The 16,134-nt window shown below is 69.5% G+C and carries 15 protein-coding genes; 8 read left to right on the top strand and 7 right to left on the bottom strand.

All coding sequences use genetic code 11. The annotated features are described in order from the left end of the window. On the bottom strand, nt 1-888 hold the full coding sequence (locus F5X71_RS15440) for an ABC transporter permease (protein WP_174817076.1): 888 nt from the start codon (nt 886-888) through the stop codon (nt 1-3). Then, nucleotides 878-1,720 (bottom strand): ABC transporter ATP-binding protein, encoded by an 843-nt coding sequence (locus F5X71_RS15435; protein WP_167462587.1) that lies wholly within the window; start codon nt 1,718-1,720, stop codon nt 878-880. The genes F5X71_RS15440 and F5X71_RS15435 overlap by 11 nt, the downstream gene beginning before the upstream one ends. A 146-nt stretch (nt 1,721-1,866) precedes the next feature. Here F5X71_RS15435 and F5X71_RS15430 point away from each other — a divergent pair, with 146 nt between their 5' ends. Together F5X71_RS15430 and F5X71_RS15425 are read left to right on the top strand one after the other, a co-directional pair. Beyond that, on the top strand, nt 1,867-3,555 hold the full coding sequence (locus F5X71_RS15430) for an ATP-binding protein (RefSeq protein ID WP_174817075.1): 1,689 nt from the start codon (nt 1,867-1,869) through the stop codon (nt 3,553-3,555). Further along, nucleotides 3,537-4,211, top strand: coding sequence for a response regulator transcription factor (locus tag F5X71_RS15425; RefSeq protein ID WP_167462586.1), 675 nt, complete (start codon nt 3,537-3,539; stop codon nt 4,209-4,211). The genes F5X71_RS15430 and F5X71_RS15425 overlap by 19 nt, the downstream gene beginning before the upstream one ends. Before the next feature lie 7 nt (nt 4,212-4,218). Here F5X71_RS15425 and F5X71_RS15420 read toward each other — a convergent pair whose 3' ends face one another. Further along, nucleotides 4,219-4,803, bottom strand: coding sequence for a carboxymuconolactone decarboxylase family protein (locus tag F5X71_RS15420; RefSeq protein WP_167462585.1), 585 nt, complete (start codon nt 4,801-4,803; stop codon nt 4,219-4,221). Between the two features lie 69 nt (nt 4,804-4,872). Here F5X71_RS15420 and F5X71_RS15415 point away from each other — a divergent pair, with 69 nt between their 5' ends. Next, nucleotides 4,873-5,217, top strand: a complete 345-nt coding sequence (locus F5X71_RS15415) for a winged helix-turn-helix transcriptional regulator (RefSeq protein ID WP_167462584.1) — start codon at nt 4,873-4,875, stop codon at nt 5,215-5,217. Nucleotides 5,218-5,223: 6 nt separating this feature from the next. Here the strand turns inward: F5X71_RS15415 and F5X71_RS15410 are convergent, their stop codons facing one another. From F5X71_RS15410 to F5X71_RS15395, 4 genes are all read right to left on the bottom strand, one after another. Further along, complete coding sequence (locus F5X71_RS15410) at nt 5,224-5,766, bottom strand: LppP/LprE family lipoprotein (RefSeq protein ID WP_167462583.1); 543 nt, start codon at nt 5,764-5,766, stop codon at nt 5,224-5,226. Between the two features lie 110 nt (nt 5,767-5,876). Further along, nucleotides 5,877-6,569, bottom strand: a complete 693-nt coding sequence (locus tag F5X71_RS15405) for an HAD family hydrolase (protein WP_167462582.1) — start codon at nt 6,567-6,569, stop codon at nt 5,877-5,879. After that, nucleotides 6,566-8,122 (bottom strand): mannitol dehydrogenase family protein, encoded by a 1,557-nt coding sequence (locus F5X71_RS15400; RefSeq protein WP_167462581.1) that lies wholly within the window; start codon nt 8,120-8,122, stop codon nt 6,566-6,568. The genes F5X71_RS15405 and F5X71_RS15400 overlap by 4 nt, the downstream gene beginning before the upstream one ends. Nucleotides 8,123-8,621: 499 nt before the next feature. Beyond that, nucleotides 8,622-9,620: a DUF998 domain-containing protein gene (locus F5X71_RS15395; protein WP_167462580.1), complete on the bottom strand. Its 999-nt coding sequence runs from the start codon at nt 9,618-9,620 to the stop codon at nt 8,622-8,624. Nucleotides 9,621-9,694: 74 nt separating this feature from the next. Here F5X71_RS15395 and F5X71_RS15390 point away from each other — a divergent pair, with 74 nt between their 5' ends. The 5 genes from F5X71_RS15390 (at nt 9,695) to F5X71_RS15370 (ending at nt 16,110) form a co-directional block, all read left to right on the top strand. Then, nucleotides 9,695-10,753 (top strand): Gfo/Idh/MocA family protein, encoded by a 1,059-nt coding sequence (locus F5X71_RS15390; RefSeq protein WP_167462579.1) that lies wholly within the window; start codon nt 9,695-9,697, stop codon nt 10,751-10,753. Between the two features lie 92 nt (nt 10,754-10,845). Next, entirely contained in the window at nt 10,846-11,736 is an 891-nt protein-coding gene (locus tag F5X71_RS15385; protein ID WP_167462578.1) for a bile acid:sodium symporter family protein, read from the top strand. An 83-nt stretch (nt 11,737-11,819) separates the two neighbouring features. Further along, nucleotides 11,820-13,469 carry a serine/threonine-protein kinase gene (locus F5X71_RS15380; RefSeq protein WP_167462577.1) on the top strand — a complete coding sequence of 550 codons (1,650 nt, stop codon included), beginning with the start codon at nt 11,820-11,822 and terminating at the stop codon, nt 13,467-13,469. Between the two features lie 274 nt (nt 13,470-13,743). Further along, on the top strand, nt 13,744-15,303 hold the full coding sequence (locus F5X71_RS15375; protein WP_238815908.1) for an AMP-binding protein: 1,560 nt from the start codon (nt 13,744-13,746) through the stop codon (nt 15,301-15,303). Nucleotides 15,304-15,312: 9 nt separating this feature from the next. Further along, nucleotides 15,313-16,110: a M50 family metallopeptidase gene (locus tag F5X71_RS15370; protein ID WP_167462576.1), complete on the top strand. Its 798-nt coding sequence runs from the start codon at nt 15,313-15,315 to the stop codon at nt 16,108-16,110. The last annotated feature ends 24 nt before the right edge of the window (nt 16,111-16,134 follow it).

Here is a 16,134-nt window from a genome sequence, read left to right as displayed (position 1 = left end):
TCAGATCCCGTGGCCCGTGTTCGCCTGCGACGGACGCCATTTCAGCAACCGGCTCTCCGCGTAGCCGATCGCGCCCTCGGCGAGCAGCGCGATGACGGTGATGATGATCATGCCCGCGTAGATGCCCGCCGAATCGAAGGTGCCCTGCGCGTTGCTGATCAGCAGGCCGAGACCCTTACTGGCACCGGCGTATTCACCGACCACCGCCCCGATCAGCGCGAAGCCGAAGGCGGTGTGCAGGCTGGACAGGATCCAGGTGGTCGCGCTGGGCAGCACGATCGCGGTGAGCACCTGCCGCTTGCCCGCGCCGAGGATGCGCGCGTTGTTGATGACGTTGCCGTCCACCTCGCGCGCACCGGTGAACGCGTTGAAGAACACCGCGAAGAACACCAGCACGACCACCGTCGCGACCTTGGAACTCAACCCGAGGCCGAACCAGATGATGAACAGCGAGGCGAGCACGATGCGCGGTACGGCGTTGAGCCCCTTGATGAACGGCGCGAGCACATCGGCCCAATAGCGGCTGCGCCCGAGCAGCACGCCGAGCACGACGCCTGCGACGGTGCCGATCACGAAGCCGAGCACGGCCTCCTGCACAGTGGTGTAGATCTGCAGCCAGATCGAGCCGAATTGGGTTCCGTCGGTGAACCATTCGACCAGTCGCGACCAGATCAGCGACGGCTTGGAGTAGAAGAACGGGTCGATCCAGAGCGAGGCGGTGAGCTCCCAGGAGCCGAGCCACAGGGCCACCAGGGCCGCGCGCAGTCCCCAGGTGCGGATGGCGGCCCGCCTGGCGTTGGTGCGCACCCGCGCGAGGATCTGCTCCTCGGATTCGTTCTCCGGCACCGCCACCGCGGCCGCGGGCTGCTCGAGAATGTCATGCGACACGGGACGCACCTTCCTTACCTGCCGCGCCGGCGACCGTCCCCCGGCCGCCCGCTCTTGCCGCCTCGACCTGATCGCGCAGCGTTTCCCAGATCTCGCGATAGATATCGCGGAACTCGGTGGTGAGCCGCACCTCCTCGACATCGCGCGGACGCTGCAGGCCGACGGTGAAATCACCGCACACCGTCGCCGGGCTCGCCGTCATCACGATCACCCGGTCGGCGAGCACGATCGCCTCCTCCAGATCGTGGGTGACGAAGACGACGGCGGCGCCGGTGCCCGCCCACACGCGCAGCAGTTCGTCCTGCATGAGCTGGCGGGTCTGCACGTCGAGCGCGCTGAACGGCTCGTCCATCAGCAGGATTTCCGGGTCGTTCACCAGCGTCTGCGCCAGCGCGACGCGCTTGCGCATGCCGCCGGAGAGCTGGTGCGGATAGTAGGTTTCGAACCCGGCCAGGCCGACCTTGCGCACCCATCCCGAAGCCTGCTCGCGCGCTTCGGCTTTCGACTTGCCGCGCAGCCGGGGGCCGAGTGCGACGTTGTCCAGCACGCTCTTCCACGGCAGCACCGCGTCCTGCTGGAACATGTAGCCGATGCCGTCCGGAATGCCATGGACGTCCTTGCCGCGCACCAGCGTCCGGCCCGCCGAGGCCGGCTCCAGACCGGAGACCAGCGACAGCGTGGTGGACTTGCCGCAACCGGTCGGGCCGACCACGGCGACGAATTCGCCGGGACGGACCGTCAGGTCGAGGTCCTTGACGGCGGTATGGATGCCGCCGCCGGTGCCGGGGAAGCGCTTGGTCGCGCTCCGCAGCTCGATGAGTGGGTTGGTCATGTTTTCTTGCTCCTGCGAGTCGAGATAGAGCGAACGTACGTGGCCCGGGTCACAGGCCGGAGCTTGTGCGCACAAGCCGTGCAATGTGCCGATTCGGAGGTTCTGCGCATTCTGCTCACGCCGGGCGGGTGGTCTATGCTGCGCCAATGGCCACTGAGGGCGCGCCGGCCGTGCGATTGAGGACTCAAGTTCTGCTGCTGCAGATCGTGGTGGTCACCCTCACCCTCGGCGTCGCCTTCGCGGTTTTCGGCTATCTCAGCGATCAGCGGCTGCGCGACGGTTACGGCCAGCGCGCCCTCGCGATCGCCCGCACGGTCGCCGCCGATCCCGTGGTGCGCGGCGAGGTGACCCGGTACGCGCCCGGCGCCATCGCCGCCGATCCGGCGCTGCGCAGACAGCTCGCCGACGGGCCGCTCGAGCGCATCGCGGTCGACACAACCCACCGCACCGGCGCGCTGTTCGTGGTGATCACCGACGACGCGGGCATCCGGCTCGCCCATCCCGACGCCGCGCGGCTCACCGAGCACGTCAGCACCGATCCGTCGGGCGCGCTGGCCGGACGCGAGGTGATCGCCGAGGAGCGGGGCACGCTCGGCGCTTCGGTCCGCGCGAAAGTACCTGTGCTCGAACCCGATTCAGACCGCATCGTGGGCGCGGTGAGCGTCGGGATCGCCACCGACGCGGTGCGCGAACAACTGCTCGACGACCTGCGCACGGCGGGACTGCTCGTCGGCGCCGCGCTGCTGGTCGGCATCGCCGGATCCATGGTGCTCGCCCGGCGCTGGCGCGGGCTCACGCTCGGGCTCGAACCGGCAGAACTCGCCGAGCTGGTGCGCGGGCAGGCCGCGGTGTTGCACGGCATCGGCCGCGGCGTGCTCGCCGTCGACGCGCACTGGCGCACCACGTTCGTCAACGACGAGGCGCGCAGGCTGCTCGGCATCGGCGCGGAAACCGGCAGACCGGTAGCGGAGATCGGCTTGACCCCGCGCGTGCTCGAGGTGTTCCGCGGGCTCGACGAGCAGCCCGCCTCGGCCACGGTCGGCTCGCACATCGTGGTGGTCGCGGCCCGCACGGTGCACCGCGACGGTCGCGACCTCGGCGCGGTGCTCACCGTGCGCGACCGCACCGACGTCGAGGCGCTGACCAGACAGCTCGACGCCGTCGAGTCGATGAGCACCGTGCTGCGCGCGCAGCGCCACGAGTTCTCCAACAAGATGCACCTGGTCAGCGGCCTGCTGCACAGCGGACGCACCGAGGAGGCGTCACGGTCGCTGGACGAGATGATCGGCGCCGGGCCGCTCGGCGCCGCCGCGCCGGGCATCGACGCCATCCACGACGCCTACCTGCAGGCCTTCCTCGCCGCGAAGGCCGCGCACGCGCGGGAGGGCGGCGTCGAGCTCGTGCTCGGACCCAATACCTGGGTGGACGGCAGCCTCGCCGACCCGGTCGACGTCACCACCGTGCTCGGCAACCTGCTCGACAACGCGATCGAGGCCGTGCACGCGTCGTCGAATACCGTACGACAGGTGGAAGTCGAACTGGTACAGGAGGATTCGACGTTGCACATCACCGTGGTCGACAGCGGCGACGGCGTCGCGCCGGAGCTGATCGAGGTGCTGTTCACCGAGGGCGCCTCGACCCGCGACGGGCGCGACGTGCCCGGCGGACGCGGGGTCGGGCTCGCGCTGATCCGCCAGATCGCCCGCACGCACGGCGGTGACGTGCGCCTGGCCAGTCCGCGCGGCGGCGCGCCACCGCTGACCGGCGCCGAATTCATCGCTCGTATTCCCGGAGTGCTCGTAGACAGCAAGGTGTCATGGCCCCAACAGATCTAACCGTTCTCGTCGTCGACGACGACTTCCGCGTAGCCAACCTGCATGCCGCAATCGTGGACTCCATCGCCGGATTCACCGTCGCGGGCACCGCGAACACCCTGGCCGCCGCGCGAGCGGTGCTCGACGCGGGGCCGGTCGATCTCGCGCTCGTCGACGTGTACCTGCCCGACGGTTCCGGCGTCGACTTCGTGCGCGAACTACGGTGTGATGCCATGGTTCTCACCGCGTCCACGGACAGCGACACCGTCCGTGCGGCACTGTCGGCCGGCGCGCTGGCCTTTCTCGTCAAGCCGTTCCAGCACACCGAGCTCGCCGCGCGGCTGGCCGCGTACGCGCGCTACCGGCGCATCCTCTCGACGCCGCAGGTGGACAACGCCAGGGTCGACGCGGCACTGCAGGCACTGCGGCCGGCGCCTGCCGCGGCCGCGGCGGGTACCACCGTCACCTCCCCCACCAAAGACCTTGTGCTCCAGTCGATCCTGGCCGCGGGCGCGCCACTCTCGGCCGGCGAGGTGGCCACCGCCATCGGCATCTCCCGCGCCACCGCCCAGCGCTATCTGGCCACCTTGGTCGGCACCGGCACGCTGCGCATGAGCCTGCGCTACGGCAGCACCGGCCGCCCCGAACAGGAGTACTCGGCGACGAGCCGGAGCTGACGACCCCTTACACGCGCGGCGCGACCGGGAACCGACGCGCCCACGTCTCGTGCGGTACCTGAGCGGCGTTGATCAGCGAGCACAGCAGGCGGTACCACCCGGCGATGGTGACGAGTTCGAGCACCTGGTCGTCCCGATAGCGGGCGTGCAGCTCGAGCCAGAGCTCGTCGGAAAGGCTTGCGGTCTCGTGGATTTCGTCGGCCAGGCGGACCAGTGCGGTCTCCTCGCTCGACCATGCCGGGTCGGCGGGTGTGCCCACCGCCGTCGCGTCGATCTGCGCCGGCGTCAGGCCCACCTCCGGCGCCTGGAGCACGGCGTGGATGCCCCACTCGTATTCGGCGCGGGCCCGCGCACAGGTGCGCAGGATGACGATCTCACGATCACGCGGCGGTACTCGGCCGTGGCCGAGAATGCCCGCCCCGAGCGGGCGCATCCGCGCGAAGAGCTCGTCGTGCACCGCTAGCGTCCGGAATAGCGCGAGCGGCTCGATCGCGGTCTCCCGCGGCATCCACTTGGCCAGTTGCGCTGCGATATCCGGAGCGTAGGGCGGTCGCAGTGGCGCGATACGCGGATGGGATGCGGTGGTGCTCATGATGAATCCTCACGACAGTCAAGCAGAGGGAGTAGGCTCGCTTCGAAAATCAAAGCAAGGACGGTGACGATGGTAGCTTCGGATTCCGAAGCAAGCAAGAGCCCGGCGGTGGGCAGGCCTGCGCGTGGCTCGCGGTCGGGCCGCCCGATCATGGTGCTGCTCGATCTGCTCGGCAGGCGCTGGACGCTGCGAGTGCTGTGGGAACTACGCGACGGACGGCCGGTGACGTTCCGGGAAGCGCAGGCGCGCTGCGGCGGCATCTCGGCCAGCGTGCTCAACGACCGGCTGCGGGAACTGCGCGACGCGCGGATAGTCACCGCGGCGCCGGACGGCTATCAACTGAGTCCGGACGGAGTGGACCTGGTGGCCGCGCTCGCGCCGCTGCAGGTGTGGGTGCAGCGGTGGGCGGAATAGACGGGCCTATCTCGGCGGCGCGCCGATCATGGTGACTTTGCTGCCGTCCCAGCGGAATTGGACATGGGTCAGGGCGCCGTCGTCGCAGGCGTTACAGCTGCCCGGAGTGCGATAGAGCAGGCCGACGGTGTCGTCGGTGCTGCGGTCGACGTCGAGCGAGGTGGAACCGTAGGCGCGCGGTGTGGCGGTACCGAGGTAGGCGCCCTTGTGGAACAGCAGGGCGTGGTTCGGGGAGCTGCCGGTCGCGCCCTCGACGGTGACGATGACGGTCGAGAGGGTGGCGCACGGATCGAAATTGCCCTGGAAGCCGCGCGCGTCGGTGGACCACGGCGCCTGGGTCACCGGTTCGATCGGCAGGGTGGCCAGCGCCGACTGGATCACCTGCGCGGACAGATCTATCCCGCAGCGCACCGGCGGGTCCGCGGTCGTCGGCGCGGCCGAATGCTCATGCGGCGCAGCCGCCTCCGGGCGCCGCTCCGCCGCGCAGCCGGCGACGGCGAGCACGAGTACGGCACAGGCGACGAGCACGGGTCGAGCAATGCGCAGCACGGGTATCCTTTTCCGGTCCACCGACAGGTTCGATCCAGCAGTGCACAGTCTCGCCCATGTCGCTCACCGCGGCCGGGCCGCCCCCGACGGCCGGCCCGGACGCGCACCGGCTACCCGATCTTGGCCGCGGAGCCCGCGTTCACCGCCGTCACATACTCGATCACGCGGTTCAGGTCAGGGTAGAGCCGGTGCGCCATGCGCCGCGACTCCTCGGTCGGCTGCACCAGGTCGGGGACCAGGATGCAGCGCAGGCCGGCGGCCACGGCGGCGCGGATGCCGTTGGTCGAATCCTCCAGCGCCAGCGTGGTTTCCACCTCGCCGCCGAGGGCCGCCATGGCCTTCAGGTAGGGCTCGGGGTCGGGTTTGCCCTTGGTCACGTCCTGCCGGGTCACCACCGCGTCGAAACGGTCGGCGATGCCGGCCAACTCCAGGTGGTGGTCGGCCCGGTCGCGCGAGGACGAGGTGGCGATCGCCTTCGGAATGCCCTGCGCCTCCAGCGCGTCGAGCAGGGCCAGCGCACCGGGCTTGGTGGCCAGCCTGCCGCTGTCGACGAGGCGGCGCAGGTGCACGTCGTGCAGATCGAAGTACTCCTCCAGCGGGAAACCACGCCCGTAGGCGGCCGCGGCGAGGGTGCGACAGCGATCGGCAGGCACGCCGATCATGCTGCGGCAGAACTCGATCGGCATGTCGTAGCCGAGCTCGGCGCCAGCACTGACCAGTGACTCCATCGCCAGGCTCTCGGAATCGATGAGCAGACCGTCCATATCGAAGACGACCGCGCGAACCGGATTTTCGGCGTTCACCTGATGCTCCCTTCCCATTGCGGCGCGAGCCTGCGCCGTACCGCCGCGGCCACACCGTCGCGGGTCAGATCGGCCAGGGCGTCGCCGACCTGCCGCTGCACCCGCTCGGCTTCGGGCAGCGTGCCGAAAATATCGGTGCGCCGCAAGAACGCCTGCGCGCAGCGATGCGGATCGGCGTCGACCAGTTCGGTGAGCGAGTCCGCCCGGGGATCGATCAGCTCCATCACGGCGTCCGGGTGGCGGCTCGCGCTGAACCAGCGTATCCAGGCCGCGATCAGCAAGGTCGCGCCGGGCGTCGGGCGGCCCGCGGCGATGTTGTCACGCAGCGCGTCCACGACCCGCGGGATCATCTTGTCCGAGCCGTTGCGGCCGATCCGCGTCATGTCCTGCGCGATGGCCGGGTTGCGGAACCGGCGCATCAGGTCGTCCACGGTCCGGCGCAGCTCGGGGGCGGGCAGCGCCAGCGTCGGCCCCTGCTCGTCCAGCATGAACTGCCTGGCCAGCGTGGCGAGCGCCGGATCAGCGGTCGCCTCGGCGATGGTGCGATAGCCGGCCACGCCACCGAGATAGGCCAGCAGCATGTGGGTGCCGTTGAGCAGACGCAGCTTCGCCAGCTCGTAGTCCTTGACGTTGGCGACGAACTGCGCGCCGCCGAGTTCCCACCGCGGACGCTCGCCGTCGAAGTCCTCGATCGTCCAGGTCATGAACGGCTCGGCGGACACCGGGGCGTGATCGTCGATGCCGCCCAGCCAGTTTCGCGCGATCGCGGCGTCGGTGGGCGCGGTGGGCTGCACGATGCGATCCACCACGCTGTTCGGGAACTGCACGTGCCTGGCGATCCACTCGGCGAGATGATCGTCGCGCAGCAGCGCGAAGTCGATCACGGCGCGCCGCAGCGTGGCACCGTTGGCGCACAGGTTGTCGCAGCTGATCACGACCGGCGGCACGGTGCCGCGCCGCCGCACCAACTCCAGCCCCTGCGCGAGCATGCCGATCGGGGTGATCGGCCGGGTCGGGTGCCGCACGTCGTGCCGCACGCCGGGACAGTCGGTCTCCAACCGCCCGGTGACCGGCGACACGCAGTAGCCGCTCGCCGTGACGGTGAGGGTGACGATCTTGACCCGGGGGTCGGCGATCCGGTTGGGCACGCCGATCAGGTCGGACGGGGCGTGCACGGTCTCGGTGAGCGCGCCGACGACCTCCACCCTGGCCTGCCCGTCTTCGTGCAGCAGGGTGGTGTACAGGTTGTCCTGGCCGCGCAGGGCGTCGACGATGGTCGGGCGGTTGATCGCGACGGCGGCGATGCCCCAGCGCGCGTCGCCGGTCTGGTTCATCGCGTGCTGAGTGGCGAGTGCCTGGTGTGCTCGATGGAACGAGCCGCAGCCCAGATGCAGGATTCCGGTGGTCAGGCTGCGCGGCGCGAAGCCGGGACGGGCCACCGTTTCCGGCAGCCGGTGCAGCAGGTCCGCGGACAGCCGCGGGACGATACGACCGGGTACTCGGGTGTTCGTTTCGGTTCGGGTTTTCTTCGCCGTAATCAGCGGCACACGCATGTGCGGCCTCCGTTGGGTTATACGAGGAGCGAGCGGCATAAACGCCTAATCACCATTGACTCAGCGATATTTCAAACGCTAGATCAGGGTTGCCAGTATTTCGACAGTTAATCCGTGATCCAGCTAACTGAAGGCAGGTGGCAGCAGGTCGTCCCGGATATTGCAAAAATTCCGTAAAGTGCCACTTCAGCGCGGGAGAATCCGGACACGAATTCGGACATACCCGAATAGACATCACCCGAAAGTGAAATACGTCACCGACGAGCAACACCGATATGTCTGATACGGCAGGGTTTAAGCAACCTCTCAGATTTGCCGAGAAATTGCCGGTTCTTTGGCGGGAAATACGGCAGCGCACGCGAATACATCGCGCCCGGCACAGCCGAAACTCACTCGCCGCGAGTTATTTCCATCCGGAAGCTATGCCATGAGCTGCCCGTGCGTCGCGGCGCGGCCGTCGGCGAAACCCCGTTTGCCTCGGCGTTGCCCGCGACGCCCACTACGCAACGGGTCGGGCGACCGAAGAGACTACCGGCGTGCCCTCGCGCCGCGCCCGAATCGTGGCCCAGCCCACGAGCAGGCAGCCGAGGAGACCGAACACGGCGTTCGACAGCAGATCGACGAGCATCGAACCACCACCTTCCGGGCGCATCGGAAACGCGAGCCAGATATAGGTGACAGCGGCACCCGCGGCGAGCGCGCACGTGTGCTGTGGCGTCCATCCGGTGCGCCGGGCCCAGCGCTGCACCGACCACACACTCACCGTCACCGTCAGACACCACACGACGACGCCCACCCAGCCACACCAGTCCGAGGAAACGAGAATGACGCTGCTGCCCGCCAGCGCGGCACCGCCCACCCACCTGGCGTCGGGCGGATCGCCCGGCGTCCGTGCCAGTCGTCGACGGGGTACCACCAGCAACGCGAGCAGGACCAATCCCCCGATCACCACGCCGACCGCGCCGAGCTGCCATGGTGACGCGACGAAGTGTTCCTCGCTGTAATTGCCGAAGAACACCAGCACCGCGCCCAACGTGAAGAGCGCCCCGGTGACCACCAGCCCGAATCGTCCCATCCACACGGTGTTTCGGCGCGCACCGGCGAGCGCCTCGACCAGGGCGATCGGCACACAGATGCTCCAGATGGTGTGCAACGACAGCACCTGCTGGACCAGCGCGACACTCATCCCGAGCGACGGCAGATACGTCGGCCCGTGCAGCAGGTCCTGCCCGGCGTACGAATCGTTCCACAGCAGCTGATCGACCGGCCCCTCCTCGAACAGCGCGTAGGCGGCGGCGAGCAACACCATCGTCGGCCAGCCGCCGGTGCGCCTGCCGAGTTCGCGGACCAGCAGCGCGCCGAATCCGTACATGGGCGCGAGCAGTAGGCCGATGGGCAGTTCCGCGACGGTCAAGTTGCCCAGCAGGAATTCCCCGACGAAGGGCGCGACCAGAAACAAGCCGACGATCGGACCCCACTGCGTCTGCCGTGCCCGCATACAGGCACGATAGTCGGCGCTGCGCCGCCGGGCACGACCCGAGTTCTGTGGCCGATCCGCTAGCGTGCAGACATATGAGTGAAACCATCCTGCGGGTCGGCGTGATCGGTTACGGACTGGCCGGGTCGGTCTTCCACGCGCCGCTGATCGCCGCCGAGCCCAGGATGCGCGTCGCGGTCGTGGTCACCTCGTCCGCGGAGCGGGCCGCCCAGGCCGAACGGGAACATCCTGGCGTGCGCGTCGTCGCCACCGCCGACGAGTTGTTCGCCGACCCGGCCGGATTCGATCTGGTGGTAGTCGCCACGCCCAACCGGACGCACGCGCCGCTGGCCACCCGTGCCGTAGACGCGGGAATTCCGGTGGTGGTCGACAAGCCGTTCGCGGTCTCGGTCGCCGAAGCCGAGGCACTTGTCACACGCGCGGCGCGAGCGCGGGTGCCGCTCACGGTGTTCCAGAATCGGCGCTGGGACGGCGACTTCCGCACGGTGCGCGCACTCGTCGAGGCGGGCACGCTCGGTGAGGTGCGCCGGTTCGAGTCCCGATTCGAACGCTGGCGACCCACCCCGAAGGGCGGCTGGCGCGAGCTCGGCGATGCCGCCGACGGCGCGGGACTGCTGTTCGACCTCGGCAGCCATCTCATCGATCAGGCGCTGGTCCTGTTCGGCCCCGTGAAATCGGTGTACTGCGAACTGGATCGGCGCCGCGAGGGCATGCGAACCGACGACGACGCCTTTCTCGCGCTGACCCACGCCGGCGGCGTCCGCTCGCACCTGTGGATGAGTGCCGTCGCGCCGCAACTCGGTCCGCGATTCCGGGTGCTCGGCGCGCAGGGCGGGTACGTCACCTATGGGCTCGATCCGCAAGAGGCCGCGCTGCGTGCGGGTCGCCGCCCCGGCGACGGCGCGCCATGGGGCACAGTCGAACCCGAGCGGTGGGGGCTGCTCGGCGCCGAGCCCGACGCCGAGCCGATACCGACCAGCGCGGGCGACTACCCCGCCTTCTACTCCATGCTGGCTGCCGCGCTGCTCGACGGCGGAGCACTGCCGGTCGACCCGCGTGACGCGCTCGCCGTGCTGCGGGTGCTGGAGCAGGCCCGCCGCGGTGCCGACACGGGCGAGATCGTCACGGGATGAGAATCCGTTTGGCCACGGGCCCGCTCGCTCGTTAACGTCGACACCCGGACGGGTCGCGTTCTGGCCGGTCGTTCGGTGGAGAGGAGATCCGTATGGGGTCAACGATTTTCGCGGTGTTCCTGCCGCTCGCCCTGGCCCTGGTGATGTTCGGGCTCGGATTGACCTTGACCGTCGACGATTTCGCCAGGGTGCTGCGCTATCCGAAGGCCGCGGTGATCGCGCTGGTGTGTCAGATGGTGCTGCTGCCCGCGGTGTGTTTCGGGCTGATCTATCTGTTCCGGCTCGAGGGGGCCCTCGCGGTCGGCATGCTGCTGCTCGCCGCCTCGCCCGGTGGGCCGTCGGCCAATCTGTTCAGCCATATCGCCGGCGGCAACGTGGCACTGAATATCACGCTCACCGCGATCAATTCGGTGCTCGCGGTGTTCACCATGCCGCTCATAGTCGCGCTCGCCTTCCACCGATTCATGGACGGTGACGGCTCGTTCGGGCTGCGGCCGGACAAGTTCGCGCAGGTGTTCGCGATCGTGCTGATCCCGGTCGCGATCGGCATGCTGGTGCACCACCGGTTCACCGCGTGGGCCGAGCGCATGCGCGGCAACGTGAAGATCCTGTCCATCGTGGTGCTCGCGCTGGTGGTGCTCGCGGCGGTGGCCAAGAACTTCGCGACGCTCACCGAGAACATCGGCAAGCTCGCCTCGCTGAGCCTGCTGTTCGCCGTGCTGAGCCTGGCCGTCGGGTATTTCGTGCCGCGGCTGTTCCGGGTGGACGCGGATCAGGCCATCGCCTCCGCGATGGAGATCGGTATCCACAACGGGGCCATCGCGATCGCCGTCGCGGGCTCGGTGCTGCACAACGACGCGATGGCCGTCCCCGGCGCGGTGTACGGCGTGCTGATGAACATTCCCGCGGCGATCGCGGCGTACCTGCTCGCCCGCTACGTGCGCAAGCCCGACCAAGCGCCGGTGCCGAGCACCACTGGATAACGAAACCGGGCAACTACGCCCGGCACCCGGCCCGCGGGTGGGTAGCCTTTCGCTGTTCATCTCTCGAAGGGACCTGCATCGCGATGCGACCGCTCGACGCGGCCGATCCCGCGCGGATCGGTGAGTACCGGCTGCTCGGCGTGCTCGGCGCGGGCGGGATGGGCCGGGTGTATCTGGGCCGCAACGCGGGCGGGCGCACCGTCGCGGTCAAGGTGATCCGGCCGGACCTGGTCGGCGACAACGAGTTCCGGGTGCGGTTCGGTCGCGAGGTCGCCGCGGCGCGGCGGGTCGGCGGCGCGTTCACCGCGCCGGTGCTCGACGCCGACGTCGAGGCGAACCCGCCGTGGCTGGCCACCGGCTATGTGGCCGGGTTCTCGCTCGCCGAGGCGGTCGAGACCTACGGGCCGTTCGCCGAGAACGCGCTGCTCGTGCTCGCGCACGGGCTGGCCGAGGCGCTGCTCGCGGTGCACGCGGCCGGGCTGGTGCACCGCGATCTCAAACCGTCCAACGTGCTGCTCGCGTTGGACGGGCCCAAGGTGATCGATTTCGGCATCGCCAGGGCGATCGAGGACAGCAGGCTCACCACCACCGGCAAGGTCATCGGCTCCCCCGGATTCATGTGCCCCGAACAGGTGACCGGCGCGACGTTCGGACCCGCGGGCGACGTCTTCGCGCTCGGCGGTGTACTGGTTTTCGCGGCGACCGGCCAGGGGCCCTTCGGGGCAGGCGAGATGGTGCAGATGCTGTGGCGGGTGGTGTACGAGGAGCCGTACCTCGACGGTGTTCCGGAACGACTGCGCCCGCTCATCGCGGCCTGCCTCACCAAGGATCCCGCCGGCCGCCCGACCCCGCACCAACTCCGCGCCGCGCTGACCGAGATCGCACCGCCCACGCGCGCGGGCTGGCTGCCCGGCCCGGCGCTGGAGGAGGTCAGCAGGCGCGCCGTCGCGCTGCTCGACCTCGATTCCGGCCCGTTCGACGTCCCGCACGCCCTCACCGCGACCGACACCGACAGGGCCGCCGAGACCGTCGTGCGTCCCGCCACCGAGCCGCACGCCGCGACCGGCACCGGCGGCAGCACCACCGAGCACGACGTCACGGTGCGTTCGTCGTGGCAAGGTGGACCGGGCGCTGGACCGCAGGCCGCGGGTCCGGCGTATCATCTTGGGCCACAGCACAACTCGTCGCCGCCGTCCGATGCCCACCGGCCGGCCGACACCGCACCGCCCGCGCCCCGCCGAACCGGACACCGCCGCCCCGCGCTCATCGCCGCCGTGGTCGTGATCTGTCTCGCCGTCGCGCTGGGCGCCTTCGCGATCACCAGCTACGTCACCCGGGACCGGGCCGAGACGACCACCACCGCCGCGGACACACCCGCCGAACCGGGCGCCGAACTGCCCGGTGAGTACATCGGCGAATGGAAAGGCGCGGCGAAAGACACGCTGGGCACCTACGACATCGTGCTGACCCTGTACGCCGGCACGGTCGGCGACCAGGTCGGCGAGTCCACCAATACCGGCCGGGTCGCCGGATTGAGCTGCGGGCGCACCGAAACCCTCACCGCGGTGGAACCGGACAAGATCACCCTGTCCGCGCAGCTGGCCGGGGACAGCGGACTCTGCAACGACGAGGGCGCCACCACGGAACTGACGGTGCACCCGGACGGCTCGCTCTCCTACCGCACCCGAGGCGTCCTCGGCGACATGGAAGGCACCCTCACCAAAACACCCTAGCCACCGCGAAACACCTGGTACGCAGTACATTTCGACGGTGCGTCAGCAAAGTGGCCGACTCCCCACAGCCGACGAGTACTGCCTTGCCGGTGGTGGTTCCGTGGTGAACGACCCGAATCCACCGAACAGGACGGTCACGGTGTGTGTCGGCGGCAGGTCGAATGGGACTGTGCTGCGGGTGAACCGCTGACTCCGAGTTCGGTCTACCAGCCGATATCGGCCGGATCCCGAGGGCATGAGACGTCATGTAGCGCGCGGATGGCAGACTGCGGGCATGGAGGATGCTTCTGGCAGCAGAATGTCGACGCCCACCATCCTGTGTGCGGGACGCGTGCGAACTCAGCCCGAGGCGCACCAGCGCGCCGGGCGACTCGCGGCGGCGCTCGTCGCCGCGGGCGTGACGCCCGGCAGCCGCGTGGCGTTGATGCTGCGCAACGACATCGAGTTCCTCGAGGTATCGCAGGCGGTCTCGTCGTGCGGGGCGAACGCGGTGCCGATCAACACCCGCTGGCAGGTGCCCGAGGTCGCGCACGTGCTCGGCGACAGCGGTGCGCGGCTGGTCATCGCGCACACCGAGTTCGTCGGCATCGTGGCGCAGGCCGCGGTCCATCCGGATACGGCGATCGTCGAGGTCGCGATGCCTGCCGAGTTACTGGCCGCGGTGGATCGCGACGCGGCCCTGGCGACACCGACCGGCGAGTACCCGACCTTGGAGCAGTGGATCGACGCGCACCCCGAGCCGCTGGGCCGGATCGAGGACGCCCGTGACGACGCCACCGGCCTGATCTACACCTCGGGCACCACCGGGCGCCCCAAAGGCGTACTGCGCGAACGGATGACACCGCACCAGTGGCTGACCGTCGCGGGCAGCGCCGCGAAGCGGATGGGACTGACCCCGCGCGGGCAGGCCGTGATAGCCGGACCGCTCTATCACGCCAGCCCGAACGGGATCGCGATGCTGGCGATGCGGATGGGCACCAACATCACGATCATGCCGCGCTGGGACGCCGAGAGCTTCCTGCGCCACGTCCAGGAACACCGCATCACCCAGGCAAAAGTGGTGCCCACCATGCTGTCTCGGTTGCTGTCGCTGCCGGAGCGGGTGCGCGCACGCTACGACGTGTCCAGCCTGACCCACCTCATCCACTCCTCCGCGCCGTGCCCGCCCGCGGTGAAGCGCGCCGCGATCGACTGGTTCGGCGACGCGGTGCTCGAGTTCTACGGCTGCGCCGAAGCGGGCACCATCACCTGGATCTCGGCCCAGGAGTGGCTGGCCCATCCAGGCAGTGTCGGCAGGCCCGCCGACGGCGCGGCCGCGGTGGTCGTCGACGACGCGGGCGCGCCGCTGCCGCCGGGTGAGATCGGGCGGGTGTTCGTGCGCGGCGCGGACTACTGGCCCCGGTTCCGCTATCTCAACAGCGACGACGCGCTGGCGCCCGAGGTGCCCGGCTTCTTCGAGGTGGGCGACCGCGGCTACCTCGACGCGGACGGATTCCTCTATCTCACAGGACGTTCCAGCGAGATCATCATCTCCGGCGGGGTGAACATCTACCCAGCCGAGGTGGAGAACGCGATCATGGCCATCGCCGGGGTCGAGGACGTGGCGGTGTTCGGCGTGCCGCATTCCGGCGATCTGGGTGAGGCGGTGGCCGCACAGGTGCTCGCGCGTCCGGGCGTGCCGCTCACCGAGGCGGATGTGCGCGCGGGCCTCGCCGGGCAACTGGCCGCCTACAAGGTGCCGAGCCTGCTGCGCATCGTGACCGAGCTCCCCCGCGACGATTCCGGCAAGATCTACAAACGTCAGCTCCGAGCGGAGATGTCGCCGGACGGTTAAGGTGCCCCGGTGGACAGAGCCGAATGGGTCGAGCGTGGCAGCTCCATCGCCGACCGTCTGACGACAACCCAAGCCCAGCCGCCGTGGTGGCTGGTCGCCGGCGCCGCCGCGGTGGCGCTGGTGCTGGTCGGCTACACGCCGCTCTGGCGGTTCACCCGCAATATCGTCACCATCGCGCACGAGGGCGGGCACGCGCTCGTCGCGCTGCTCACCGGCCGCAAACTCAACAGCATCCGATTGCATTCCGACACTTCGGGCCTCACGGTGTCCAGCGGAAAACCCTACGGGCTCGGCATGATTCTGACGACGATGGCCGGCTATCCGGCGCCGCCGCTGCTCGGCCTCGCCTTCGCCGCGCTCCTCGGCGCGAGCCGCATCACGCTGATGCTGTGGACGGCCATCGTGCTGCTGGCCGGCGTGCTGGTCATGACCCGCAACGTCTACGGCATGCTCACCGTGTTCGCGGTGGGCGCGACGGTGTTCGCGGTGTCCTGGTTCGGAACCGACACGCTGCAAGCGGGTTTCGCGTATCTCGGGGCCTGGTTCCTGTTGTTCGCCGGGGCGCGGCCGGTGCTCGAGTTGCAGCGCGGGCGCTCACGGCAGTTGCGCAGCAGGCATCAGCAGGACGTCGCCTCCGATGCCGACCAGCTCGCGCGGCTGACGCACCTGCCGGGCCTGCTGTGGGTGGGCTTGTTCGGGGCGATCGCCGTCGCCTCGCTGGTGCTCGGCGCTGGTCTGCTGATCTCCGACACCTCCGGCGTCTGCGTGCCGGTGCTGTCGGGCGGGTCGTGCCCCGCGCCGCAGTAGCGCGCGATGTTTAGTCCTTCCGAT

The organism is Nocardia brasiliensis (genome assembly GCF_011801125.1).
GTDB lineage: Bacteria > Actinomycetota > Actinomycetes > Mycobacteriales > Mycobacteriaceae > Nocardia > Nocardia brasiliensis_C.
The sequence above is the reverse complement of the archived record's forward strand: the minus strand, read 5'-3'. Positions and strand labels throughout refer to the sequence as shown.